Source organism: Pseudomonas fluorescens (genome assembly GCF_040448305.1).
Taxonomy (GTDB): domain Bacteria; phylum Pseudomonadota; class Gammaproteobacteria; order Pseudomonadales; family Pseudomonadaceae; genus Aquipseudomonas; species Aquipseudomonas fluorescens_BH.
Genome location: NZ_CP148752.1, coordinates 3346565 through 3372736, shown reverse-complemented (window position 1 = coordinate 3372736; position 26172 = coordinate 3346565). Strand labels below are relative to the sequence as shown.

Annotated in this window: 22 protein-coding genes and 1 tRNA gene; 13 read left to right on the top strand and 10 right to left on the bottom strand. The window is 60.4% G+C overall.

Annotated features, from left to right (window positions below; translation table 11 throughout):
• The first annotated feature begins 33 nt into the window (after window positions 1-33).
• Both WHX55_RS15220 and WHX55_RS15215 read left to right on the top strand, forming a co-directional pair.
• Window positions 34-375: a cupin domain-containing protein gene (locus WHX55_RS15220; RefSeq protein ID WP_353743012.1), complete on the top strand. Its 342-nt coding sequence runs from the start codon at window positions 34-36 to the stop codon at window positions 373-375.
• A gap of 75 nt (window positions 376-450) precedes the next feature.
• The gene (locus tag WHX55_RS15215) at window positions 451-1536 is read left to right on the top strand and encodes a polyamine ABC transporter substrate-binding protein (protein WP_353743011.1); all 1086 of its coding nucleotides are present in this window, start codon (window positions 451-453) and stop codon (window positions 1534-1536) included.
• A gap of 46 nt (window positions 1537-1582) precedes the next feature.
• Here WHX55_RS15215 and WHX55_RS15210 read toward each other — a convergent pair whose 3' ends face one another.
• Both WHX55_RS15210 and WHX55_RS15205 read right to left on the bottom strand, forming a co-directional pair.
• A complete protein-coding gene (locus WHX55_RS15210; protein ID WP_150724298.1) occupies window positions 1583-2260 on the bottom strand; it encodes an MliC family protein in 678 nt (225 codons plus the stop codon).
• 137 nt (window positions 2261-2397) lie between these two features.
• Window positions 2398-2625, bottom strand: coding sequence for a YgdI/YgdR family lipoprotein (locus WHX55_RS15205; protein ID WP_150723809.1), 228 nt, complete (start codon window positions 2623-2625; stop codon window positions 2398-2400).
• Window positions 2626-2820: 195 nt separating this feature from the next.
• Here WHX55_RS15205 and WHX55_RS15200 point away from each other — a divergent pair, with 195 nt between their 5' ends.
• The 3 genes from WHX55_RS15200 to WHX55_RS15190 all read left to right on the top strand — a co-directional run bounded on the left by WHX55_RS15200 (window position 2821) and on the right by WHX55_RS15190 (window position 7792).
• Window positions 2821-4488, top strand: a complete 1668-nt coding sequence (locus WHX55_RS15200) for a VRR-NUC domain-containing protein (protein ID WP_353743010.1) — start codon at window positions 2821-2823, stop codon at window positions 4486-4488.
• A complete protein-coding gene (locus tag WHX55_RS15195) occupies window positions 4485-6764 on the top strand; it encodes an ATP-dependent DNA helicase (RefSeq protein ID WP_353743009.1) in 2280 nt (759 codons plus the stop codon). Before WHX55_RS15200 ends, WHX55_RS15195 begins: the two co-directional genes overlap by 4 nt.
• Window positions 6765-6889: 125 nt before the next feature.
• Entirely contained in the window at window positions 6890-7792 is a 903-nt protein-coding gene (locus WHX55_RS15190) for a zeta toxin family protein (protein WP_353743008.1), read from the top strand.
• Window positions 7793-8042: 250 nt separating this feature from the next.
• On the opposite strand, the gene WHX55_RS15185 is transcribed toward WHX55_RS15190, so the two are convergent.
• On the bottom strand, window positions 8043-9197 hold the full coding sequence (locus tag WHX55_RS15185; RefSeq protein WP_353743007.1) for a PatB family C-S lyase: 1155 nt from the start codon (window positions 9195-9197) through the stop codon (window positions 8043-8045).
• Window positions 9198-9495: 298 nt separating this feature from the next.
• Between WHX55_RS15185 and fdnG the strand changes: the two genes are divergently transcribed.
• From fdnG to WHX55_RS15150, 7 genes are all read left to right on the top strand, one after another.
• A complete protein-coding gene (gene fdnG / locus WHX55_RS15180) occupies window positions 9496-12561 on the top strand; it encodes a formate dehydrogenase-N subunit alpha (RefSeq protein ID WP_353743006.1) in 3066 nt (1021 codons plus the stop codon).
• Complete coding sequence (gene fdxH, locus WHX55_RS15175; protein WP_151213537.1) at window positions 12562-13497, top strand: formate dehydrogenase subunit beta; 936 nt, start codon at window positions 12562-12564, stop codon at window positions 13495-13497.
• Complete coding sequence (locus tag WHX55_RS15170) at window positions 13494-14159, top strand: formate dehydrogenase subunit gamma (protein ID WP_150755505.1); 666 nt, start codon at window positions 13494-13496, stop codon at window positions 14157-14159. The genes fdxH and WHX55_RS15170 overlap by 4 nt, the downstream gene beginning before the upstream one ends.
• Window positions 14160-14162: 3 nt before the next feature.
• Window positions 14163-15089 carry a formate dehydrogenase accessory protein FdhE gene (gene fdhE / locus WHX55_RS15165; protein ID WP_150755504.1) on the top strand — a complete coding sequence of 309 codons (927 nt, stop codon included), beginning with the start codon at window positions 14163-14165 and terminating at the stop codon, window positions 15087-15089.
• Window positions 15090-15140: 51 nt separating this feature from the next.
• Window positions 15141-16571, top strand: a complete 1431-nt coding sequence (gene selA / locus WHX55_RS15160) for an L-seryl-tRNA(Sec) selenium transferase (protein WP_353743005.1) — start codon at window positions 15141-15143, stop codon at window positions 16569-16571.
• Window positions 16568-18475, top strand: a complete 1908-nt coding sequence (gene selB / locus WHX55_RS15155; RefSeq protein ID WP_150757206.1) for a selenocysteine-specific translation elongation factor — start codon at window positions 16568-16570, stop codon at window positions 18473-18475. Before selA ends, selB begins: the two co-directional genes overlap by 4 nt.
• A gap of 19 nt (window positions 18476-18494) precedes the next feature.
• Window positions 18495-18590: transfer RNA gene (locus WHX55_RS15150), tRNA-Sec, on the top strand.
• Between the two features lie 121 nt (window positions 18591-18711).
• Here the strand turns inward: WHX55_RS15150 and WHX55_RS15145 are convergent.
• The 3 genes from WHX55_RS15145 to WHX55_RS15135 form a co-directional block, all read right to left on the bottom strand.
• Window positions 18712-18957 carry a type II toxin-antitoxin system ParD family antitoxin gene (locus WHX55_RS15145; RefSeq protein WP_353743004.1) on the bottom strand — a complete coding sequence of 82 codons (246 nt, stop codon included), beginning with the start codon at window positions 18955-18957 and terminating at the stop codon, window positions 18712-18714.
• Window positions 18958-19127: 170 nt separating this feature from the next.
• Window positions 19128-20447: an OprD family porin gene (locus WHX55_RS15140; protein ID WP_353743003.1), complete on the bottom strand. Its 1320-nt coding sequence runs from the start codon at window positions 20445-20447 to the stop codon at window positions 19128-19130.
• 101 nt (window positions 20448-20548) lie between these two features.
• Complete coding sequence (locus tag WHX55_RS15135) at window positions 20549-21202, bottom strand: hydrolase (RefSeq protein ID WP_353743002.1); 654 nt, start codon at window positions 21200-21202, stop codon at window positions 20549-20551.
• A 207-nt stretch (window positions 21203-21409) separates the two neighbouring features.
• Here WHX55_RS15135 and WHX55_RS15130 point away from each other — a divergent pair, with 207 nt between their 5' ends.
• The gene (locus WHX55_RS15130) at window positions 21410-22141 is read left to right on the top strand and encodes a hypothetical protein (RefSeq protein ID WP_150755500.1); all 732 of its coding nucleotides are present in this window, start codon (window positions 21410-21412) and stop codon (window positions 22139-22141) included.
• 312 nt (window positions 22142-22453) lie between these two features.
• Here WHX55_RS15130 and WHX55_RS15125 read toward each other — a convergent pair whose 3' ends face one another.
• The 4 genes from WHX55_RS15125 to WHX55_RS15110 all read right to left on the bottom strand — a co-directional run bounded on the left by WHX55_RS15125 (window position 22454) and on the right by WHX55_RS15110 (window position 26105).
• Complete coding sequence (locus tag WHX55_RS15125; protein ID WP_150723822.1) at window positions 22454-23932, bottom strand: DUF1254 domain-containing protein; 1479 nt, start codon at window positions 23930-23932, stop codon at window positions 22454-22456.
• A gap of 16 nt (window positions 23933-23948) precedes the next feature.
• Window positions 23949-24098: a hypothetical protein gene (locus WHX55_RS15120; protein WP_191624889.1), complete on the bottom strand. Its 150-nt coding sequence runs from the start codon at window positions 24096-24098 to the stop codon at window positions 23949-23951.
• Between the two features lie 72 nt (window positions 24099-24170).
• Window positions 24171-25238: an alpha/beta hydrolase gene (locus WHX55_RS15115; protein ID WP_353743001.1), complete on the bottom strand. Its 1068-nt coding sequence runs from the start codon at window positions 25236-25238 to the stop codon at window positions 24171-24173.
• A 225-nt stretch (window positions 25239-25463) separates the two neighbouring features.
• A complete protein-coding gene (locus WHX55_RS15110) occupies window positions 25464-26105 on the bottom strand; it encodes a dimethylsulfonioproprionate lyase family protein (protein WP_224789034.1) in 642 nt (213 codons plus the stop codon).
• Window positions 26106-26172 lie beyond the last annotated feature (67 nt).

The window sequence follows — 26172 nt, the reverse complement described above, 5'->3', positions numbered from 1 at the left end:
CTTCATCTACAGGCTACATAGACAGGTATTCCCATGAGCATCACGCAGTTCAAGAACACCGCAACCCTGAAACTGGACGAATCCAATCCGGTCGCCGTGCCCCTGGGTACCCCAGTGGCCGTGGCTTCGACCACCAGCGTCGAACGCGACGACGGCGTCGAGACTGGCGTCTGGGAATGCACCCCGGGGCGCTGGCGGCGGCAGATCGTCGCCCAGGAATTCTGTCACTTCATCCAGGGCCGCTGCACCTTCACCCCGGACGGCGGCGAGCCCCTGCAAATAGAAGCCGGTGACGCACTGATGTTGCCGGCCAACAGCCTCGGCATCTGGGACATCCAGGAAACCGTGCGCAAGACCTACGTACTGATTTTTTGAATTTTCAATTCTTTGAAATTTGAAAGCTGATCCTTTGATTGCCTGCCAACAACAAAAACCTACAGGAATCGACTCATGATCCGAAAGACACTGACCCTGGCCCCGCTGATGCTCGTGGCATCGATCAGCCAGGCCGCCGAAACCGTCAAGATCTACAACTGGTCGGACTACATCGCGCCAGACACCACGAAAAACTTCCAGAAAGAAACCGGCATCGGCTTCACCTACGACGTCTATGACAGCAACGAGACCCTCGATGGCAAGCTGATGACCGGCAAATCCGGCTACGACGTGGTGTTCCCGTCCAATCACTTCATGGCCCGGCAGATTGAAGGTGGCGCCCTGAAGAAACTCGACAAGAGTCAGCTGCCGAACTGGAAGAACCTCAACCCTGTGTTGCTCAAGGCGTTGCAGACCAACGATCCGGGCAACGAGCATGGGTTCCCGTACCTGTGGGGCAGCACCGGCATCGGCTACAACATTGCCAAGGTCAAGGCTGTGCTGGGGGACAACGCCCCGGTGGATTCCTGGGACCTGATCTTCAAGCCCGAGAACATGCAGAAGTTGCAGAAGTGCGGGGTGGCCATCCTCGACAACGGTCCCGAACTACTGCCGGCCGCGTTGAACTACCTTGGGTTGCCGCCACACAGCAAGAACCCGCAAGACTACAAGAAGGCCGAAGCCCTGTTGCTGAAAGTGCGGCCGTATGTCAGCTATTTTCACTCGTCCAAGTACACCAGCGACCTGGCCAACGGCGATATCTGCGTCGCGGTCGGTTTCTCCGGCGACATCCTGCAAGCGGAAAACCGCGCCAGGGAAGCCAACAACGGCATCGACATCGGCTATTCGATTCCCAAGGAAGGCGCCGCGATCTGGTTCGATATGGTCGCGATGCCGGCCGACGCTCCGGACGAAAAAGCCGGTTACGCCTTCATGAACTACCTGCTGCGCCCGGACGTCATGGCTAGCGTCAGCAACTACGTGCATTACGCCAATGGCAACGAGACGGCCGACAGCCTGATCGACCCGGCGATCAAAAACGACACCAAGGTTTACCCAAGCCCGGAAATGATGGGCAAGCTGTTTGCCCTGGAAGCCATGCCGCTGAACATCGACCGGGTGCGTACCCGGGTCTGGAACAAGATTCGCACCGGCAGCTAAAGCGGGGGAGCGGCCATCGGGACAGGACGTCCCGATGCCATCGTCATCAGCCGACCGGCTCGGCTGCGCAACTCATCTGGCCTGAGCCGGGTATCTGGAAAAACACGTCATCGCCCAGTTGCCAGAAGCTGTAGCTGCCTTTGTAATCCTTTCCCGTGTACCGGGTTCCGGAATTGTCGGGCACCTGGTTCAGCGTCACCGAGGTATTGGCCCATTTCAGGAACACCACACCCGGCTCGACGGTAAAGAAGGTCGCGGCGACCAATGCATTAAACCCTGCACAACGATAAGCCAACGGGCCTTCAGTGAGCCTGCTTGGGTCCTTGGTTCTGGCAATGGCCGAACCCTGGCGCAGTTGGAACGCACGCTCGGCATAACTTCGCACGACGCATGCCTTGGCTTGAGTCCCGCCACCACACTGGTTACGGGACTCAATCCAGAACCGCTGATCGATCTCGACTTTATTCGGGCGCGGAACTGAATGGTCGTCGCTGAGCGCCAGGAGATAAAGGCGATTGAGTTCCAGGTCCATGCGCGCCAGTTGAGGGTCGTGACAGATAAGCTTTTCGGCGGATGCCTGGGGCGTGGCGCAATCGAAACTGGTTTTGTACGTTGGCAAAGGCTTTGGCTTTGGTTTTGCCTTTGTGGCGGCGTCACACAGGCTCGCCGTCACGCATGCGCTGACGGCGAGCACAGAGGCCAGAAGTGGCATGACCATTTTCATTTCGGCGTCACCTGAGTCTTTGCGTGATGCCCGTATTGCAACGCCTGTGTCGAAGCGTTGCACAGTCATTCGGTCGCACGGGGTCTATCGAGTGTAAAGCAGTGCTCGAAACCTGCCACATCGTGCCAGGAGAAACGTCAGTCTTCTTCTTCGCGAATCGTCGCCACTTCATCGGCCCTGACTTTCACCATCGCACCGGAAATGTCCTCAAACTCAAAGAACCCGTCCTTGGTTTTGGTCTTCGGTATGTCTTTGGTCAGGTATTGAGTGCCGTTCTGCAGCGTCACCACCGTTGGCGTCGAGCAACCGGCCAGCGCCAGCAGGGCCGCTGCAGCCAGGGGCAAGCCCAATGTCTTGATGTCCATGATCACCTCCCGTTCGTTTAAAGTAGCGCCATCAGCCCGAGGCTGTCACTGCACCTGTATGGCGGTTGGTGCCGCCAGGGGGCAGAAAGTTCTACTGCCCGGAGAAAATTCCGTACAGCGCCGCCATTTATCCTTTTCCGATTGCGCCACGCGGCGTGGAACTGGTATCTGTATGCATAACCAGTACCTCTCGCCATGGCCCATTTTCCAGTGACCGCAAATCCCCTCGACGATCCGTTCTATTACTTGAACAACTTCATGCAAGTGCTTGATTGGCTTGAGCAGCGCTTTGCCGATGTGCTGAGCGTCGACGAGCAGCGTTTCATTAATGAGTTTAAGCGGTTGCCCCGTGAATCGCAGGCACTGCTGGTCAGAATGGTCATGCGCAAGGGCGTTCATTTCAGGGCGAGCAAACTGCACTACGAGGAAATCGGCGATATCGGCTGCGCCGTCGAGCCGCTGTTAGCGCTCGGTTGGGTCGATGAACGAATGCCGTTGACGGTCCAAGCGCTGTTCGAGGTGCTGCTCAAGGGTGAAATCCTCCAGGTCTTTGGCCCGGCAGTCGATCAGCCCAAAGGCAAGAAAGCCGATTGGTTGCCAGCGCTGTGCGAGCAGTTTCCCCAGGCGCAAAACTTCAACGACTGGTGCCCGGCCCTGGACGAGCGTCTGTTCAGCCTGACCATCATGCAATTGTGCGATCGCCTGCGCCTGATGTTTTTCGGCAACCTGTATCAGGACTGGTCGGAATTCGTGTTGGCTGACCTCGGTATCTACACCTACGAAAAAGTCGAATTCTGCGCCGAGTCCCGTGGCTTGCGCAGCCGCGAAGACGTGGATGCCTGCATCCTTCTGCACGGATACCAGCAACAATTCGAGGCCGGTGAAGCGCTGGAGGAGGTGGCGGAACGGATCAAGGAGCTGACGCTGGACAATCCGTGGTTGCAACGCCGGCGCGGCAAGCTGCTGTTCCAGATGGCCCAGTACTGCGAACGCACCGCGGATTTCTCCATGGCCCTGAACCTGTACCGCGAATGCGCTTATCCAGGTGCGCGGGCGCGGCTCATTCGCGTGCTGGAACGCAGCGGCCAGTTCGAGCAGGCCTTGGACCTGGCTGAGCAGGCCGAGCAGGCGCCGGAAAGCGCCGCCGAATACCAGCAGTTGCTCCGCGTGCTGCCACGCCTGCGACGCAAGCTCGGCGGGCCGCCCATCAAGCGGGCTGCGCCTCGGGAAATGCAGCGCCTTGACCTGCAATTGCCCAGGACAGACCCGGCGTTATCGGTGGAGTTCTACGTTCAGGCACATCTGGCGCAAGATTCTGCGCCAGTGCACTACGTGGAAAACAGCCTGGTCAATTCACTGTTTGGCCTGCTGTGCTGGCCGGCGATTTTCGCGCCTTTGCCGGGGGCGTTTTTTCACCCGTTCCAGCGCGGGCCGGTGGACCTGCTCAGCGAAGACTTCCAGGTCCGCCGGGCCGAACTGTTTCAGGCGTGCCTGGCCGAACTCGACGACGGGCGCTACCGGCAGACCATCCGCGAACGTTATGCCGCCAAGTGGGGCGTGCAGTCGCCGTTCGTGTTCTGGAGCGTGCTCAGCGAAGAGTTGCTGGAGCAAGCCCTCGATTGCCTCCCGGCCGAGCACCTCAAGCACTGGTTCAATCGCCTCCTGCTGGACATCAAGGCCAATCGCGCCGGCATGCCGGACCTGATCCAGTTCTGGCCGCAGCAAAAGACCTACCGCATGATCGAAGTCAAAGGCCCGGGCGATCGCCTGCAGGACAACCAGCTGCGCTGGCTGGAGTTCTGCCATGAACACCAGATGCCCATTGCCGTCTGTTACGTGCAATGGGCGGAGCAGGGCGATTGAGCTATAGCATTGCGGTGCGGGCGTTGTGCGAGTTCACCGCCAAGGTCGGCGACCTCGATCTGCGCTTCACGCCGTCGCCTAGCGCGCTGGAAGGCATCGTCGGGCACCGTACGGTTGCCTCACGGCGCAGCGAGGGTTACCAAAGCGAAGTCGCCCTTGAGGGTCAGTATCAGACCTTGACGGTCAAGGGCAGGGCGGATGGCTATGACCCCGGGCAAAACTGCCTGGAGGAGGTCAAGACCTACCGCGGCGACTTGAGCAAACAAGCGGCCAACCACCGTCAATTGCATTGGGCCCAGGTGAAAGTCTACGGCTGGTTGATGTGCCGGAAACTGGATCTGCCGCAGATCAATCTGGCTCTGGTGTACTTCGACATCGTCAGCGAAAAGGAAACCTGCCTGGTCGAGCCTTTCGACGCCACCGAGCTGCAACAATTCTTCGAACGACATTGCGCGCTGTTCCTGCAATGGGCCGAACAGGAAGTCGCCCATCGAGAAGGGCGCAATCTGGCCGCCCAGGGCCTGGCCTTTCCCCATGCCGGTTTTCGACCGGGGCAGCGCCATCTGGCCGAGTCGGTGTTCAAGGCCGTCAGCACGGGGCGCTGCCTGATGGCCCAGGCGCCCACGGGCATCGGCAAGACCCTGGGCACCTTGTTCCCCATGCTCAAGGCCCTGGCGCCGCAGCAACTGGACAAGGTGTTCTTCCTCACGGCGAAAACCCCGGGACGCCAACTGGCCCTGGACGCCGCGCAAGTGATTCTTTCCAGCGCCAATGCGCCGCCGCTGCGGGTGCTGGAGATGATCGCCCGGGACAAGGCCTGCGAACACCCGGACAAAGCCTGCCACGGCGAGTCCTGTCCGCTGGCCCGGGGTTTCTACGATCGCCTGCCCGCCGCACGGCAGGCGGCCAGCCAACTGAGCCTGTTGAACCAGAGCGCCTTGCGCGAGGTTGCCCTGGCGCACGATGTCTGCCCGTATTACCTGAGCCAGGAAATGGCGCGTTGGGCCGACGTGGTGGTTGCCGACTACAACTATTACTTCGATTTCAGCGCGTTGCTGTTCGGCTTGGCTCAGGTCAACAACTGGAAGGTCGCGGTGCTGGTCGACGAAGCCCATAACCTGGTGGAGCGTGGCCGGCAGATGTACAGCGCCAGCCTCGATCAGGCGACCTTCAACGGCGTGCGCAAAACCGCGCCCGACGTGCTGAAAAAACCGATGCAGCGGGTCAATCGCGAGTGGAATGCCCTGCATAACGGGCAAACCGGCGCCTATCAGGCCTATGACAAGGCGCCGGAAAAGCTCCTTCAGGCACTGTCATCGTGCAGCGCCAGCATCGGTGACTACCTCAACGATCACCCTCAAGGGCTGGACAGTGCACTGCAGGGGTTTTACTTCGACATGCTGCACTTTTGCCGGGTCGCCGAACTGTTCGATGAGCAGTTCCTGTTCGACATCAGCAAGCGCGACCTGGAGCGCAAGCGCAACCTCTCGCAGTTGTGCCTGCGCAATGTGGTCCCTGCCGGGTTCATCCGCCCGCGCCTGACTGCTGCGCGTAGCACGGTGCTGTTCTCCGCGACCCTCAGCCCGCGGCACTATTACGCCGATTTACTGGGAACACCGGCGGACACCGTGTGCATCGACGTCGAGTCGCCGTTTCACGCCGATCAACTGCAAGTGCATATCGTCGACCAGATCTCCACGCGGTTCGTGCATCGCCAGTCGTCTCTGGAACCGATCGTGGACTTGATCGCCAGACAGTTCTGCGAGCGCCCCGGCAATTACCTGGCGTTTTTCAGCAGCTTCGATTATTTGCAGCAGGTCGCGCAGTTGCTGGCCGAGAAACATCCGCACATCACTCTCTGGTCGCAATCCCGAGGCATGGGCGAAGCGCAGCGTCAGCAGTTTCTCGACCAGTTTCACGCCGACGGCCAAGGCATCGGTTTTGCGGTGCTGGGTGGGGCCTTTGGGGAAGGCATCGATTTGCCCGGCGCCCGGTTGATCGGCGCGTTTATCGCCACGCTGGGGCTGGCGCAGCTCAATCCGGTGAACGAGCAACTGAAACGGCGCATGGCCGCGATTTTCGGTGCCGGTTATGACTACACCTACCTTTATCCCGGCGTGCAGAAAGTGGTGCAGGCCGCTGGACGGGTGATCCGTACGCAACAGGATCAAGGGGTGGTGATGTTGATCGACGACCGTTTTGGCGAGAGCAAGGTCAGGCAGTTGCTGCCGCGTTGGTGGTCGATTACGACGTCGTTTTTTCGCTCCGCTTCGTAGGTATTTTTACCTTAAAAAACAGATACATACCTTGATTGAAAGAACGGCTTGAACAATCAGCGCAAGCACGTTTTATTGAAAGGGCTGGATATCACAACCCAATTCTTTGATAAGGAAATCAAGGTATGTCAGAAGCACCGAAATACGGCTATTCCGCAGACGACGTGACCAAGGCGTTCGACGAGATCTTCCCCACGCTCTTCGCCGGCATAACTGCCGAAACCATACCCAAGTTGCTGATCACCGCCGGAGTGGAGGGCTCGGGCAAGACTTACCTGCTGGAAAAGAGCTTGCTGCCATCCGGGAATTACGGGAACTACATTCGACTGTACCTGCCCGAATATCGAAAAAAACACCCGCATTACGCCGATATGATCGAGCTCGGTGTCTTGCACGCCTACGAACATTCAGAAGCGTTTACCAGGGAGCTCGGTTCGAAAATATTCGCCAATGCGCTGACTCACAAATACAACATCATCATGGAGTGCGCGTTCGATGACATCGGTTTTGCCGGATTGGCAAAATTTGTTCCCGGCTACCAACTCGAAGTCCATGTCGTGGGTTGTAATCACGCGTTTGCCCATATTTCCAGCATCAAAAGAGCGTTCGCGAGTCTGGAAAAGCAGAAGCTGGAGCGTTTTGTCAGCTATTCGAGGGTTGAATCGAGCATCAGTAACGCTCCGGCGGTTCTGGTCGCGTTCGAGTTCCTGGCAAAGGAAGTGAGCGGTTCACAAATCTTCTTGTATGAGCGCGGTCTGGGCAAACTGAACGACCGAGTGCTGCGCGCTCACAGTACCTACACTCTGGACGCCACGGGCAAGCTGGCCGAAGTTTCGAAGTTGCAGGCATATGCGTATAGCGCCTATGACAAAATTCTCAGGAATACTGTCTATTCAATGGAGGAGCGTGATGAAATGGTCAAGGAATGTCATCTGCAACTATTGAGAACCAGTGCACATGCAGAGCATGTCCCTGATTTTGTGTACAACGACCTGTACTCCTATATCACCAAGTACGTGTATCGCTGAGCTGGCGTAACGATTAATCGATGCAGCCGCGTCCTTGATATCCAGCCTGAGCAATCCCGGCCCTGTCGGCCCGATGACCACTCCGGTGTGGAGCGCTGGAGGTCGTCACGGGTTCAACTTTTCGATGGCGTCACTGTAGGAGCGAGCCTGCTCGCGATGGCGTAGTGTCAGTCACCGACGCCATCGCGGGCAAGTCGGATCACCGCACCGCCGCTCCCACAGGGATCTTCGTTGTCGCTGAAGGGGGGTATCAGGCCTTGAGATGGCGCAAGCTGCGCTCCATCCGCGCAATGCCTTCTTCCAGCAGCGACCGTGGACAGCCGAAGTTCAGGCGTACGAACTGCTTGCAGTCATCGCCGAAGTCCAGGCCGGCGCTCAAACCGACTTTGGCCTGCTCCAGGAAGAACTGCTGCGGGTCGTCCAGCCCCAGTGCCGTGCAGTCGAGCCATGCCAGGTAGGTGCTTTGCGGCAGGTTCATGGTGATGCCCGGCAGACGAGTGCGCACGGCCTCGGCGAGGAAGTCGCGGTTGCCTTGCAGGTAGACCTTCAGCTCGGCCAGCCATGGAGCAGCTTCGCTGTAGGCGACCCGGGTGGCTTCCATGCCCAGCGGATTGACGCTGTCGACCATGCCGCAACGGGCGTGGTTGACCTTCTCGCGCAGGTGGCGGTCCTGGATGATCATGAACGAGGTCTTCAGGCCGGCGATGTTGTAGGCCTTGCTCGCCGACATCAGCGTGATGGTGCGCTGGGCGACTTGCGGGCTCAGGGTCGCCATCGGAATGTGCGTGCGACCGTCGAAGCACAACTCGGCGTGGATCTCGTCGGAAATGATCCAGGCACCGTGCTCAAGGCAGATGTCGGCAATGGCTTGCAGCTCTGCGCGGGGGAAGGCCTTGCCCAAGGGGTTGTGCGGGTTGCTCAGCAGGAGTGCACCGCCACCTTGCAGCGACTGGCTCAGGGTATCGAGCGGTGTGGTGTAGGTGCCGTCGGCTTGCGCATCGAAATTCAGTTCGACCTTGTTCAGGCCCCAATGGCCTGGTGCATGACGCAGCGGCGGGTAGTTCGGCACCTGCACAACGACATTCTGTGGTGCCTGTACCAGTGCCTTCAGCGCCATGTTGAAGCCGGACTCGACGCCCGGCAGGAAAATCAGCTCCTGGGGCTCGACTCGCCAGGCGTACTTGTTCCAGAGGTCAGCAACGATTGCCTCGCGCAAGTCATCCTGGGCCACGCTGTAGCCGACCATCGGGTGTTCCAGTCGCTTTTGCAGGGCCTGGATGATCACCGGCGGCGCGGCGAAATCCATGTCGGCGACCCACATCGGCAACACGTCGGCCGGGTAGCGGCTCCACTTGGTACTGCCGGTGTGGTGGCGGTCGAACACCTGATCAAAATCGAAAGTCATGCGCAGTCTCATGAAAGCTGGGTTGGAATGCTGACCATGATAAACGCCAACCTACTGTAGGAGCGAGCCTGCTCGCGAAGGTGTGTCAGTTGACATCACCGTATCTGACACACCTTCGCGAGCAGGCTCGCTCCTACAAGGATCTTCGCGGCAAGCTGAATTTGTCCGACGGTCGGCTGTCATGGTGAATTCGACAGCATTGACTACAGTTTGTAGTGTCGGCAGCCAGACTGCCGTTACCGTGGTTGTTCAAAAAAGCCCGGCCATGTACCGGGTTCCACCTGATCAGGAGTGCACGATGGATCTCAGCCGTCGTCAGTTCTTCAAGGTCGCCGGTATCGGCCTTGCAGGCTCTAGCCTGGGCGCGTTGGGCATGGCCCCGACGACAGCCTTTGCCGAACAGGTGCGTCATTTCAAGCTCGCCCGCACCCATGAAACCCGCAACACCTGCCCGTATTGCTCGGTCGGTTGCGGCTTGATCATGTACAGCCAGGGCGATGACGCGAAGAATGTCGCGCAAAACATCATCCACATCGAAGGTGACGCCGACCACCCGGTCAACCGCGGTACCCTTTGCCCCAAAGGCGCAGGCCTGCTGGACTTCATTCACAGTCCCAGTCGTCTCCAGTACCCGCAGGTGCGCAAGCCTGGCACCAAGGAGTGGATACGAATCTCTTGGGATGAAGCGCTCGATCGCATCGCCGACTTGATGAAGGCCGACCGCGACGCCAACTTCATCGAGAAGAACGCCCAGGGGCAAACGGTGAACCGCTGGCTGACCACCGGTTTTCTCGCGGCGTCGGCCTCGTCCAACGAATCGGGTTATATCACCCATAAGGTGATTCGCAGTCTCGGCATGCTGGGGTTCGATAACCAGGCACGTGTCTGACATGGCCCGACGGTGGCAAGTCTTGCCCCGACGTATGGCCGTGGTGCCATGACCAACCACTGGACCGATATCGCCAACGCGAATCTGGTTCTGGTAATGGGTGGCAATGCCGCCGAAGCGCACCCTTGCGGTTTCAAATGGGTGACCGAAGCCAAAGCCCACAACAAGGCGCGGCTGATTGTGGTCGACCCGCGTTTCACCCGTACGGCCTCGGTGGCCGACTATTACGCGCCGATCCGCACCGGGACCGACATTGCCTTCATGGGCGGGCTGATCAATTACCTGCTGACCGAAGACAAGATCCAGCACGAGTACGTGCGGGCCTATACGGACGTGTCGTTCATCGTCAAGGCCAGCTACGGTTTCGAGGACGGGTTGTTCAGCGGTTACGACGCGAGCAAGCGCACCTACACCGACAAGTCTGGCTGGGGCTACGAAATAGGCGAGGACGGTTTCGCCAAAGTCGATCCGACCTTGCAAGACCCTCGTTGCGTCTACCAATTGATGAAGCAGCACTACAGCCGCTACACCCTGGAGCTGGCCAGTCAGGTCTGCGGCATGCCCGTGGATGCGATGCAGAAAATCTGGGAAGAGATCGCCACCTGCTCGCAACCGGGCAAAACCATGACGATTCTCTACGCGTTGGGCTGGACCCAGCACTCAACCGGCTCGCAGATGATCCGTAGCGCGGCCATGGTGCAATTGCTGCTGGGCAACGTCGGCATGCCGGGCGGGGGCGTCAACGCCCTGCGCGGGCACTCCAACATCCAGGGCCTGACCGACCTCGGCTTGCTGTCCAACCTGTTGCCTGGTTACCTGACCTTGCCGGCCGAGGCCGAACAGGATTACAACGCCTACATTGCCAAACGTGCACTCAAGCCGCTGCGTCCCGGGCAGATGTCCTACTGGCAGAACTACGGCAAGTTCCACGTCAGCCTGATGAAGGCCTGGTACGGCGCCAATGCCACCGCCGAGAATCACTGGGGTTACGACTGGCTGCCCAAGCTGGACATTCCCGGCTACGACATCCTGAAAATGTTCGACATGATGGGCAAGGGCGATGTCAATGGCTACGTATGCCAGGGCTTCAACCCGATCGCCGCCTTGCCGGACAAAAACCGGGTGATGAAGGCGCTGGCCAAACTCAAGTGGCTGGTGGTGATGGACCCACTGGCTACCGAAACCTCGGAGTTCTGGCGCAACGTCGGGCCTTACAACGACGTGGAAACGGCCAACATCCAGACCGAGGTCATCCGCCTGCCCACCACCTGTTTCGCCGAAGAGAACGGCTCACTGGTCAACAGCGGCCGCTGGTTGCAATGGCACTGGAAAGGTGCCGACGGCCCGGGGCAGGCGCGCACTGACGTGAAGATCATGAGCGAGCTGTTCTTGCGCCTGCGCAAGCGTTATCAGGCCAACGGCGGTGCCTGGGCCGAGCCGATCCTCAAGCTCAACTGGTCCTACAAAATACCTGATGATCCCACGCCGGAAGAGCTGGCCCGGGAATTCAACGGCTACGCCATCGCCGATGTCACCGACGCCTCGGGCGCGGTGGTCAAGGCCGGTCAGCAGCTGTCCGGCTTCGCCCAGCTCAAGGACGATGGCAGCACGGCGTCCGGTTGCTGGATCTTCTGCGGCAGCTGGACCGAGCAGGGCAACCTGATGGCCCGGCGTGACAACAGCGATCCTTTCGGCATGAAGCAGAACCTGGGCTGGGCCTGGGCCTGGCCGATGAACCGACGGATTCTCTACAACCGCGCCTCTTGTGACCCCCAAGGCAAACCGTGGGACGCGAACAAACGGCTGGTGTGGTGGAACGGCAAGGTGTGGACCGGCACCGACGTGCCCGACTACAAAGCCGATGCACCGCCGGAAGCCGGAATGAACCCGTTCATCATGAACCCCGAAGGGGTGGCGCGTTTTTTCGCCCTCGACAAGATGAACGAAGGGCCGTTCCCGGAACACTATGAGCCGTTCGAGACGCCCATCGGTATCAACCCGATGCACCCCAACAACAAGCAGGCGACCAGCAACCCGGCCGGTCGGATCTTCGATTCAGTCTGGGAAACCCTCGGGCAGGCCAAGGACTTCCCGTATGCGGCGACCAGCTACCGGCTGACCGAACACTTCCACTTCTGGACCAAGCATTGCCCGATCAACGCCGTTACCCAACCCGAACAATTCGTCGAAATCGGCGAGGTGCTGGCCAAGGAGAAGGGCATTGCTGCCGGTGACCGAGTAAGGGTCAGCTCCAAGCGCGGGCATATCGAAGCGGTGGCGGTGGTGACCAAGCGGATTCGTCCGCTGCAGGTCAACAATCAGGTAGTTCACCAGATCGGTATCCCCTTGCACTGGGGCTTCACCGGCGCCACCCGTCACGGCTACCTGACCAACACCCTGGTGCCGTTCCTCGGCGATGGCAACACCCAGACCCCGGAATCCAAGTCATTCCTGGTCAACGTGGAGAAAGTCTAAATGGCCAGCCAAGACATCATTGCCCGCTCGGCCACCACCACACCTGCGCCCTCGGTGCGCGGCATGGAGGAAGTCGCCAAGCTGATCGACACCACCAAATGCATCGGCTGCAAGGCCTGTCAGGTCGCCTGCTCGGAATGGAACGAGTTGCGTGACGAGGTCGGCCATAACCATGGCACCTACGACAATCCTCAGGATCTCACCGCAGAAACCTGGACGCTGATGCGCTTCACCGAGCATGAAACCGACGCCGGCAACCTGGAGTGGCTGATTCGCAAGGACGGCTGCATGCACTGCGCCGAGCCCGGCTGCCTGGCGGCATGCCCCAGCCCGGGGGCGATCATCAAGCACGCCAATGGCATCGTCGATTTCGATCAGGATCATTGCATCGGTTGCGGCTACTGCATCACCGGGTGTCCGTTCGACATCCCGCGCATTTCGCAAAAGGATCACAAAGCCTACAAATGCACCTTGTGCTCGGACCGGGTGGCGGTAGGCCTGGAACCGGCCTGCGTGAAAACCTGCCCGACCGGTGCCATCGTGTTCGGCTCCAAGGACGACATGAAGGAACATGCCGCCGAGCGTATCGTCGACCTCAAGAGCCGGGGCTTTGAAAACGCCGGCCTGTACGACCCCGAAGGCGTCGGCGGCACCCACGTGATGTACGTGTTGCACCACGCCGATACGCCAAGACTGTACGCCGGCTTGCCCGATCACCCGGCGATCAGTCCGTTGGTGGGGTTGTGGAAAGGCATCAGCAAACCCTTGGCGCTGCTGGCGATGGGCGCGGCGGTGCTGGCCGGGTTCTTCCACTACGTGCGCGTCGGCCCGCAAATCGTCGAAGAGGATGAACATCCGCAGCCGCCGGACACCGCCGTGCATGAAGTCGATCCGTCGGTGCACACCTTCGATCCCCGTGGGGAGGGCAGGCCATGAGCGACAAGACGATCCTGCGCTACACCAGCAACCAGCGCACCAATCACTGGCTGGTGGCGATTCTGTTCCTGATGGCCGGGTTGTCCGGGCTGGCGCTGTTCCACCCGGCACTGTTCTGGCTGAGCAACCTGTTCGGCGGCGGGCCATGGACACGCATCCTGCACCCGTTCATGGGCGTGCTGATGTTCGTGCTGTTCCTCGGCCTGGTGTTTCGCTTCTGGCGCGCCAACTACTTCATCGCCAATGACCGCCTGTGGCTCAAGCGCATCGACCGGGTGATGAAAAATGAAGAGGAGGGCGTGCCGCCCATCGGCAAATACAACCCCGGGCAGAAGCTGCTGTTCTGGACTTTACTGCTGTGCATGCTGGTGCTGTTGTTCAGCGGTCTGGTGATCTGGCGTGCGTACTTCAGCGAGTATTTCGGCATCACCACGATACGCTGGGCGATGTTGCTGCATGCGTTGGCCGGTTTCGTGCTGATCCTGAGCATCATCGTGCACATCTATGCCGGCATCTGGATCAAGGGCTCGGTCAGCGCCATGTTGCACGGCAGGGTCAGCCGCGATTGGGCCAGGAAACACCACGAACTCTGGTATCGCCAAGTGACTCAAGATGAGACCCGCGACGAAGCTCCCTCGCGACCGATCACTAAAAAGGGCTGACATTTGCCAACCATCCTGGAACCTGGAGAAATCGAAGCGGCGGCCAGTTCGCCGCCGTTTCTGTACATGCCGCCGCCTAACCTGTTCAGCCTGCGCGCGCAGCGCCTGGAAACCCTGGCCGAAGGGCACCCGCTGGCCGACTACCTGCGCCTGATCGCCGGGTTGTGCCGGGTGCAGCAGCAGGTGCTGGACGATCCGCCGCAAAGTGAACCCCTCGACCGACAACGCATCGAATTGTGCCAGCAACACGGCTTGCCGCCGTTCGCGGCCGACAGCCTGGCGCGCGAAGACGATTGGCAGCTTTACCTCGATGCCTTGTTACAGCGCTATAGCGCACCGCCGCAATCCGCCGTGGCCGATGCCGTGGACACCTTGCGCCTGGCCGGCGCCGGGCAACGCCGCGCGTGGGCGGTGGCACTGGTCAGCGGCCAGTATTCACTGGTACCGGCCGCGCTGGTGCCGTTTCTCGGTACGGCGCTGCAAACGGCCTGGAGCCACTGGCTGTTGAGTACGCCGAACCTGGCACTGACCGCCGGCGACAGCCTCAGCCAGTGCCCGGCCTGTGGCTCGCCGGCCATGGCCGGGGTGATCCGCCATCGCGGCAAGTACAATGGCTTGCGTTATCTGGTCTGTTCGCTGTGCGCCTGCGAGTGGCATGTGGTGCGGGTCAAGTGCGTGTATTGCGAGCAGAGCAAGGGCCTGGAATACCTCAGCCTTGAAGATGATCGCCATGCCGCCAACCAGGCGCCGTTGCGCGCCGAAGTCTGCCCCGGTTGTAACAGCTATCTGAAGTTGCTCTATCTGGAGAACGATGCGGACGCCGAAGCATTGTCGGCAGATCTGTCCAGCCTGATGCTCGACATGCGCCTGACCCAGGACGGTTATCAGCGTCTGGCACCCAATCTGTTGCTGGCGCCGGGAGACGAGTAACCGCAGCGTCTACACTCTGGCGCGAGGGTCATTCGTTTTCAGGAGCGCCAGATGTCTGCACGCAGTGCCAGCCACCCCCTGCGTCTACCTTCCATCGACAGTCTGTTACGTCACCCGGCGTGCCAGCCGTTGGCCGAGCGCTATGGACGCGACGCCTTGCTGGGCGCCTTGCGGCAATTGCTGGATGAATTGCGCGAAGGGGTGCTGCAGGGTTTGCTCGAACCTGTGGAAGTCAGCGCTGACGTGCTGGCGGGCAGGGTTGGCGAGCGCTTGGCCATCCAGCATCGCAGCCATGTACGCAGGGTGTTCAACCTCACCGGCACGGTCTTGCACACCAACCTCGGCCGGGCGCTGTTGCCCGAGGAAGCGATCGAGGCGGTGCAAATGGCCGCACGCTATCCACTCAACCTCGAATTCGACCTGCACAGCGGCAAGCGCGGAGACCGCGACGACCTGATCGATGACTTGATCCGCGAACTGACCGGCGCCGAAGCGGTGACCGTGGTCAACAACAATGCCGCTGCGGTACTGCTGACCCTCAACAGCCTGGGCGCGCGCAAGGAAGGGATTATTTCCCGGGGCGAACTGATTGAAATCGGCGGCGCCTTCCGCATGCCCGACATCATGGCCCGCGCCGGGGTGAAGCTGGTTGAGGTCGGCACCACCAACCGCACCCATGCCCGCGACTACGAGGCCGCGATCGGCCCGCGCAGCGGTTTGATCATGCGCGTGCATGCGAGCAACTACAGCATTCAAGGCTTCACCACGAGCGTGCCGACCGCCGAACTGGCGCAACTGGCCCACCAGCACGGCTTGCCGCTGCTCGAAGACCTCGGCAGCGGCAGTCTGCTCGACTTGACCCGCTGGGGTTTGCCGGCAGAGCCGACTGTGCGTCAGGCGCTGCTGGATGGCGCGGACATCGTTACCTTCAGTGGCGACAAACTGCTGGGTGGGCCACAGGCCGGGGTGATTGTCGGGCGCAAGGATCTGATCGCCAGGATCAAGAAAAATCCGCTCAAGCGTGCGCTGCGGGTCGACAAGATGACCCTGGCCGCCCTGGAAGCGGTACTGAGTTTGTACCGCAACCCGGACCGACTGGCCGAGCGCTTGCCGAGCCTGCGCCTGTTGACCCGGCCACAGGCCGATATCCTCGCCCAAGCCGAGCGTTTGCGGCCGGCGCTGGCCCAAGTGCTGGGTGATGGCTGGAGCGTCAGCGCGATGCCAGCACTGGGCATGATCGGCAGTGGCAGCCAACCGGTGGCGAGGCTGGCCAGCGCAGCGCTGTGTCTGCGGCCGCTGACTTCCAAGCGCTTGCGCGGGCGCTCGCTGTTGACGCTGGAAGAAGCCTTTCGCGCCTTGCCGATTGCGGTCCTCGGGCGCATCGACGATGACGCCCTGTGGCTGGATCTGCGGCAACTGGACGACGAGCCGGCATGGCTGGCGCAACTCGATCAATTACAGGTGGAGGGCCGGACAGGGTGATTGTCGGCACAGCAGGGCACATCGACCATGGCAAGACGGCGCTACTCCAGGCGTTGACCGGGCAGGCGGGTGACCGGCGCCGCGAAGAGCGTGAACGTGGCATGACCATCGACCTCGGCTACCTGTATGCCGCGCTGGAGGCGGATGCGCCGCTGACCGGTTTCATCGACGTTCCCGGCCATGAGCGCTTCACCCACAACATGCTGGCCGGGGCGCAGGGCATCGATCTGGTGTTGCTGGTGGTGGCCGCCGATGACGGGGTGATGCCGCAGACCCGCGAGCACCTGGCGATTGTCCAGTTGCTGGGCATCCCTCGGGCACTGGTAGCGATAAGCAAGTGCGACCGGGTCGACAGCGCCCGGGTGCAGGACGTGCGCGAGCAGGTCCGTACCTTGCTGGCGCCCGGACCCTATGCCGATGCACCGCTGATTGCGCTGTCGAGCGTGACCGGCGAGGGCATCGAAACCCTGCGCCAACAATTGCTGCAAGCCCAGCGTGAAGTACAGCAACGCAGCACTGAAGGTGGTTTTCGCCTGGCGATCGACCGGGCCTTCAGCGTGGCCGGGGCCGGTATCGTGGTGACCGGCACAGCGCTGTCCGGCCAGGTCGCGGTGGGCGATACCCTGCTGTTGGGGCCACAAGGCAAACCGGTGCGCATCCGTGGCCTGCACGCGCAAAACCAGGCCGCCGACCATGCCTTTGCCGGCCAGCGCGTGGCGTTGAACCTGAGTGCCGAGCGGCTGGCCCTCGAACATATCCATCGCGGCCACTGGTTACTCGCCGAAGGCCTGTATGCGCCCACCCAGCGCCTGGACATCGACATGCAACTGCTGGCCGGCGAACCCCGGGCCTTCGAGCACTTTCAACCGGTGCACGTGCACCTCGGCACCCAGGACGTGACCGGGCGCGTCGCCTTGCTGGAAGGCACCAGCCTGGCACCCGGTGAACGGATGTTTGCGCAACTGCTGCTCAATACAGCGGTGCATGCAGTGAAGGGTGATCCGCTGATCCTGCGTGACCAGAGTGCCCAACGTACGCTGGGTGGCGGCCGGGTGCTCGATCCGTTTGCACCCACCCGGCAACGCCGCAGCCCCGAACGGTTGGCGCAACTGGACGCGCTGGCGAACAGCGCAACGCTGGAAGATGTGCTGCCGGCATTGCTGGCCCATAGCGACACCGGGCTCGATCCGCAGCGTCTGGAACGGCAGTTCAACCGACCGCGCAGCAGTTGGGTGTTGCCCGCTGACGTGCGCCTGATCGACACCCGCCAAGGCGCGTTGCTGTTCAGTGCAAGTCGCTGGGAAGCCTTGAAAGCGCCTTTAGTGGATCAACTCGCGCGTTTCCATCAACTCGAACCGGATCAAATGGGCCCGGACCGGGACCGCCTGCGTCGATTCACCGGCAGCACGCTGGAACGCCCGACATTCATCAGCCTGCTCGATGAATTGCTGGCCAGCGGCGACATCGCCAGCAGCGGTCCGTGGTTGCATCTGCCCGGGCATCAGGTGCGCTTGAGCGAAGAGGACGAAGCCCTGTGGCTACAATTGCAGCCACTGTTCGACGCGGCGCAGATCAATCCGCCCTGGGTGCGCAACCTGGGGCATGACGAAGCAACCGTCCGCGCATTGCTACGCAAAATGGCGCGCCTGGGCTTGATGCATCAAGTGGTGCGCGATCTGTTTTACACCGACAGCATGATTCGCCGATTGGCGGCTATGCTGTTGCAACTGGCGGACGCCAACCCGGTGATTCAGGTGACGGCGTTTCGTGATGCGGTGGGCCTGGGGCGCAAGCGCAGCATCCAGATACTGGAGTACTTCGACCGTATTGGCCTGACCCGACGCTTTGGTGATCGACGGCAGATACGCCTGGACAGTGCGTTGGCCCAACGCACAGAGCACTGATTCAGGGGCAAGAATTCAAGGAAGGCAATCGCGCCCGGTGGCGCGGCCGGGCTTCAAACCCGGTTGGGGACGGCATCCGTTCCCGGGCAGGTTCGACTCCGGCTGCCTTCCGCCAATCACCCCCAAACCTTCTGACTCAACCCAATCCCCTGTAGGAGCGAGCCTGCTCGCGATGGCGTTGGTCGAAGCAACACATTGCCTCAAGGTCACCCTCTGCGGCAGGCGTTAGACGATACTCAGCCATGCGCGGTCAACATTCTCTGTTTGAATGCAGCTGAATCGAATGGGCGAGGTTTTCCGCTGGATTCACCTTCCCGAAGGGCGGCACGGATCGTTTCGAGTTCAGCGCTGCGCTCCTGTTCACGACGGATCAGATCGCGAATATATTCGCTGTCGTTGGTGTAATGGCCCGCTTCGATCTGTGCTTTGATCCAGTTGTCTTGCTGGTCAGTCACAGTGATGGTTTTTCGTACGGTTCCCATGATTGGGCCTCCACGGAGATGGTCGACTGCGTGCAACCCATCATACTATTGGTGCGCTATCGAGCGGTCGTACCTCTATTGTGATCCATCCAATCCGAACAGAATTTGCAGCTTTGCGGCAAGCCCGCTCCAACAATTGAATGCATTCCAAACATTGCCGAATGCTTTCCTCAGAACCCCAGCGGGTACTGAATCACTACATATATCCGGTCTATGTCATCACCCGCCTGCGCCTCATTGGCCCGGTGCGAAACGTGCGATACCTGCACCGACAGGTCCTTCGCCGCACCCGTTTGGACGATGTACTTCAAATCAATGTCCCGCTCCCAATGCTTGCCGCCATCCCCTTGTTGCGGTACGTAGGTGCCGGTCGCCGGGTCGAACGGGTTGTAGGCGCCACCTTGTGGCGCATGGGTGCCATCAATTTGGTCGCCGGTGACGTAGCGGGTCATGAACTTCAGGCCGGGTATCCCGAAGTTGGCCAGGTCCAGGTCGTAACGAACCTGCCAGGAGCGTTCGCCGGCGCCGTTGAAGTCGGCGTACTTGATCGAGTTGGCCAGGTAGATGGAATCGCCACCGACGAAATCGAACGGCGTATCACCGTCGACCTTTTGATAAGCCAGGGTGAACCCATGGGCGTCCAGCGTGTATCTGCCGGACAGGCTGTACGCCGTGTTGTCGATGGCACCGGCCAGCGCCTGACCGGTGTCCCGGGTGTGATAGAGGTTGGCGTCTAGGAACACCTCGGACTGCTTGAAGTGCAGGTTGCCGTAGTACTGATTCCAGGTATCGGTCAGCTCCGAGGCATACAGGGCACCGCCGATAGGACTTTGGGTAAACAGATCGGCGCCGACAAACGAAATGCCGCCGGCCTCGGTGTTGGCGCCATAACCGAAAAAGTTGCCCTTGCCTGAAGCACTGTCCTGATTCTTGAACGCCGTGAAGTGGCCGGCCTGCAGGTTCATGCCATCGATTTCGCGGCTGTTGAGCAGAAAACCTGTGGCGTACTCCGGCTGCAGGCGTTTGTCCGCGGTGTCGAACACCGGGGATTCGACCTCCATTTCGCCAAACGCCAAGGTGGTATTCGATGCCTTGAGCTTGATCGCGCCGCCACCGCTGGAGTAGTCGCTTGCGCTGCGGCCGTCACTGCCCACTGGCAACAGACCGGTTCCGGAATGGCCCTTGCCGCCATCAAGCTTCAATCCCACAAAAGCATGGGCATCGAGGCCGAAGCCGACCGTGCCCGGTGTAAAGCCGGATTCAAAAGCGCTGATAAAACCTTGAGCCCATTCGGCCTGGTAGCTCTTGCCGGTCGGCGAGGGCGATCGATAGTCGCTGTTCAGATAAAAGTTTCGGTTGAGCACGCCAAGAGTCGCCCCCTCGAAAAAACCTTCTGTGCCTTGTGCCGGTTCATCGGCCAGTGCGTGGGTGGCCAGCAGGCAGAAAAACAGGGCAATGGCCGCCCTGAAGTCTTGCGGGAAGAGGGTCATCAATGGCTCACCACAGGGGGTAGCGACTGCGATGATTCACTGTAGGAGCGAGCTTGCTCCTACAGGGTTCGTCCGCAGTCGCCGGTTTTTTTCAACGGACCTTAATGGCCTTCGGACGCACCAAACATGGTCTTGGCGTAGATCAGGCCCAGACCGTAGGCACCACCGTTGGCAATCGAGGTTTTCACCGTTTCGTCGTAGGTCTCGCTGCGGGCCCAGTCGCGTTGCAGTTCCAGCAGGTATTGCAGCGAGGTCATCGGTCGGGCACCGATCTGGATCATGCGCTGCATGGCCATTTCATGGGCTTCGGTGCTGACGTCGCCGCAGGCGTCGGCAATTACATACACCTCGAACCCCTGGTCAATCGCCGACAACGCCGGGCCAACGATGCACACGGACGTCCACAGACCGGCGAGGACAATCTTCTGCTTGCCGATGGCGTTGACTTCCACGGCAATGCGCTCGTCTTCCCAGGTGTTCATGCTGGTGCGGTCGATCACGTTGTGTTCCGGGAACACAGCCTTGATTTCGTCGAAGATCGGCCCGGAAAAGCTCTTCTCGGCGACGGTGGTGAGAATGGTCGAGACCTTGAAGCCACGCGCTGCCTTGGCCACCAGTGCGGCGTTGTTGCGCAGGGTGACAGCGTCGATCGACTTGGTCGCGAAGGACATCTGCGACTGGTGGTCGATCATGATCAGGGTGTGGTCGGTCGGGGTCAGCAGGGTTTTGTCAGGTACTGCCTTTGCAATGGCCATGACACTGTCCTTACGGGGGTGAGTGAGGTGGTCATGGTTACGTAGATCGGGTCGGGAATATTGAATCGGTGTGCTGTCTTTGATGCCTGGTGCGCACAGTGGTTTGAACCTCAATCCGGTTGTCCATCGGCCCGGTCCTGCACGCGGCCGGCTATCCATTATTCTGGTAATGATGCAAGAGCTAACGGACGAGGAGGGGACGCAATCATGTCTGCACAGGATCGCGAACTGCTGGACCAGGTACTGACCGCTCATGGCGGCCTGGTGCGCTGGAACAGTTTCAATAAAGTCTGCGCCACGATCGTCACCGGCGGCTCGCTCTGGGGCATGAAAGGGTTGACCCAGGACAGCGCGCCACGCCAGATGACCGTGTGGCTGCATGAACAAAGAGCCTCGGTGACACCCTTCGGCTCACCGGAGCAATTCACGGCCTATACGCCGAATCGAATCGCCATCGAGAATACCGCGGGCAAGGTGATTGCCGAGCGCCAGGCACCCCGGGCATCCTTCAAGGGCCATGGGGAACACACGGCCTGGGACCCGTTGCACCGGGCCTACTTCAACGGCTATGCGATGTGGTCCTACCTGACCATGCCCTTCCTGTTCACCTTGCCGGGCGTAACCAGCGAGGAAATCGAGCCCTTGCAAGAGGGCGCCGAGCTCTGGCGGCATTTGCGGGTTCACTTCCCCGACAGCATCGCAACCCACAGCGCCATCCAGGACTTCTACTTCGGCGATGACTTTCTGCTGCGCCGCCACGACTACAACGTCGATGTGAGCGGCGGCATGCCCGCTGCCCAACTGGTTTATGACTACGTCCAGGCCGACGGATTGCGCATGCCGGGCAAGCGGCGAGCCTATCGGCGCAAGGCCGATGGGCACATCAACAAGGAGGCGTTGCTGGTGTCGATCGACTTGAGTGAGATCCATTACTCGTAGCAAAAGTTGTGTTTTGGTGTAACCAGATTTGATTATCCAATTCCAAATGCTGACAGGGCCGCTGAACGCTGGATGACTGTTCAGGCTCCCACCTTTGTTTGGCGGTGTAGCGAGCCTTTGTGGGCGCCACTGAAACCTGTGGGAGCGAGCTTGCTCGCGATGAAGCCGGCGCATCCAGCATTGATGTCGGCTGACACTCAGCCATCGTCGGAACGCCGCCCGGAGCAAGCTCGCTCCCACAGGGCTTTGGGAATTTCCATGCCGCCAAAATGAAATGAGTGCCACGTGGGCGCTCATTTTTTCAGATCCTGTTCAGTTGGTTTTCACAACGGCCGGCGGGGTCCAGTCGCCGTCGAGGGCATCGGCTTGCGGCCAGTAGGCGCGGATGTACAGCGAGAATTCGGCGCCTTTAGGCGAGGGCAGCCAGTTGCTTTCCTTGTCCTTGCCCGGTGATTCGCTTTGCACGTAGATAGTCAGCGAGCCGTCAGGGTTGGTTTGCAGGGATTTGTTCTTGGTGCCGATGGAATAACGCTTGAGCTCGTTCGGCGAGAAGAAGTGCTGTTCGTTGTACAACGTCAGCGACCAGAACCCCTTGACCGGCGGCAGCTTGCCTTTGGCGAACGTGACGCTGTAACCGTACTGACCGTTGAGGCGCAGGCCGTTCTCATCCAGGTCCTGGTAGAAGTATTTGGTCTCTTTCTGCTGATTGACGAATATGTTCGAGCGCGCGACGGCGGTACGGGTGAAATAGTCGGTGCCGAACGCTGCGCCGTTGCTGACGGTGCTCCAGTGATTGGGCAATTGCAGGCCGTAGTTGCGGAACTGCAACAGCGGGTCGATCACTTCTTTGTCGGCCTTTTTCGCCTCGTCGATCATCGCGGCGCGCAGTTGCGGGTCGGCCTTGGCGATGGCAGCCAGGGCGGCCATTTGCCCGTAGCGGGCTTCTTCGCCCGGCAATGGCTTGGCGTCCTTGAGCAGGGCCGGCAATTCGTCGAAGAACTTCTCCGGTACCACCCATTTGGTTTCGGCGTTGCCATCAGAAGCCTGGGCCGGGAATTTCGGCAGCCTGGCCCAGTTGCGCTTCTTCATCTTGCCGTCGTATTGCGACAGCGGGTACATGTCGATGCCCGACAATGCCGGCTGCACGGCCTGGCGGTCGGCGGCGGTGTCGTCCTGGAACACCCGGGGGATCACGAACCCGGTGTTCGTGCGCGAGCGGTACACCCGTTTAATGCCGGGCGGCACCTTGCCATTCCAGTCCGGGCCGACCAACAGGTAGAAACCTGGCTGGGTGTTATACATTTTGCCCAGTTCGGCGAAGCTGTCGGAACGCAGGTCGACCACCTGATACACCCAGAAGCGGCCGTCGAAGTCCGGCACTTGCAGCACCACCGGCTCAAGGTCCAGGGCGATGCTACCGGCGCCGTACACCACGTCCTGGTTCGGGCAGGCCACCAGCCGCTCGGCCGGGTCGATGTAGTCGCTGAGCATCGACAGCCGATTGATCGGGGCCACGGGTACGATGCCGCCCATCAAGCCGGGTTCGCGAAGGTCTTTGAACGCCTGGCGACGATTGAAGATGTTGGCCATCGGCCAGGCCCAGAAATACGCCTCGCGCGCCATCAAGCGCACGTACGGTTCAGTTACTTTGGTGCCGGCGACAGGGCCCGCGACCGCGCTGGCGGCGGTGGCTTCGACAGCGCGGTTCTGTGCCCCCGGCAGAGGAGTGGCGGCGAGCGTACTGGCAATGGTCAAGGCAAAGAGAGCGTGGCGTCGGGGCAAACGAATCATAAAACGTCCTGACTTGTCAGCGGTCACCTGATGCAGGTGAGTTGCTGAAAAGATAGCTCATGTTTGCCGCAGCAATACCTGTAGGAGCCGGCTTGCCAGCGATGGACTCAAGTGCACCGCGTTTATCCAGTTCACACGCGTTATCGTTTACGACCATCGCCAGCAAGCTGGCTCCTACAAGGGACCGTGCCCACGAAGGTGGTTATTCGGGAACAGCAGGCGAATGCCGGATCCGCCCTTAAAGATGATCCGCATCAATCACCGCCTTGGCGAATGCCTGCGGATCTTCCTGCGGCAGGTTATGGCCGATGCCGCCATTGATCAGCCGGAATTCGTATTTACCGGTGAAGCGCTTGGCATAGTCTTCAGGCGCCGGGTGCGGTGCGCCGTTGGCATCACCTTCAAGGGTGATGGTCGGCACGCTGATGGACGGCGCCGTGGCCAGTTTCTGCTCCAGTGCTTCGTATCGGCTTTCACCCTGGACCAGGCCCAGGCGCCAGCGGTAGTTGAACACGGTGATCTCGACATGGTCGGGGTTGTCCAGCGCCTTGGCGCTGCGGTCGAAGGTGGCATCATCGAACGCCCATTTCGGCGAAGCCAGTTGCCAGATCAGCTTGGCGAAGTCGTGGGTATTTTTCTCGTAACCGGCGCGACCACGGTCAGTGGCGAAGTAGAACTGATACCACCACTGCAATTCCGCCTTGGGTGGCAGCGGGTTCTTGCCGGCCGCCTGGTTGCCGATCAGATAGCCGCTGACCGAGACCAGCGCCTTGACCCGCTCCGGCCACAACGCCGAGACAATGTCGGCCGAACGCGCACCCCAGTCATAGCCACCGAGCACCGCTTGCTTGATCTTCAGGGCATCCATGAAGTCGATGACATCACTGGCCAGTGCGGCTGGTTGGCCATTGCGCAGGGTTTTGTCGGACAGGAAATGCGTATCGCCATAGCCGCGCGCATAGGGCATCAACACCCGATAACCTTTGGCGGCCAGCAACGGCGCGACCTCGTCATAGCTGTGAATGTCATACGGCCAGCCGTGCAGCAGGATCACCACCGGCCCGCCGGCCGGGCCTGTTTCGGCGTACGCCACGTCCAGCAGCCCGGCGTTGACATGCTTGAGCGGGCCGAACGGCGAGGGCGCTGCCTGGGTGGTGCCGGCAGGGGCTACCGCCGACTGCGCGGTGGCAGCCGTTTGTGCGTGGGCCGCGCCGAGGACGCCGAACAGCGTCAGCGCGAAGATAGAAGGGCCGACCAGGTGGCGGCGTGTCTTGCCGGGGTTGCTGTTGCGCAGTGCCATCTTCATGGGATCTCTCCTTTACCAGCCATGGGTCAGGGGTTCCGTCCGAGCCCCTTCAAACCTTGCATGCATTGAAGCGCGGCAACGTATCTGGCCTGTGTCCGATCGTCGGCCGGATGAAAGTCTGTGTATCGAGGTGTCGTGCTGACACACTGTGATACCAAGTCCCAGGGCCGAGTCGGCAGCAGTCATAAGCTTGGATAGTCGAGCAGTCTGCTGATTGTCGGTGCATCAATCCACTGCATGGGAAAGTCCCCAAAGTGCCAGCAACGGCTTGTCGGTTGACCTCATGGAATGGACAGCCGATGGTGGGTTGAACACTACGCCGCCCGGCCCGGGATTCCACCAGCCAACATCTTCCCGGTACCAGTAACCTTCCGATAAAACGACATAAAACTCTGCCGGAGGATGCTTGTGGTACGGATAGCAAAGTTCGGGCTCCATTACCGCCAGCCCCACTGTCAATGTTGAACATTCAAGCAGTGCGCCCTTGCCGAGAATCAGCGCATGTCGGTGTCTTTCTTCAAACGCATCATCATCCCCTTCTGAAGCGGATCGCTTTATCCAGCGACTACTGGACAGCAGGGTCTCAAGAGCCGATAGCAGAATCTTGAAGTCCCGATCCGTTCGGGGAGCATCCGCCAATGCCCGCTCTACCGTGGGCTCCAGGCAAGCGGGCAGGGAAGTACCCGAGTACGGAGGCAAGCCGATGTCGAGGCGCGCATTGCTCAATGAGCGAACATAGATTTCTGTATCCACGCCATCAACACCACTCACTTGAGAATGCCGGGCCAGGATTCGCATGAGTGCCTCCCGCATCACCACTCCCTGTATCAGGAGTTCTTGTTCCGACATCTGTGAATACGACTGCATGACCGTTTACCTCTTGAACGTACCTGGCAGGTCACTTTGAGAATTCAGTGATCCATCCATCGAGATG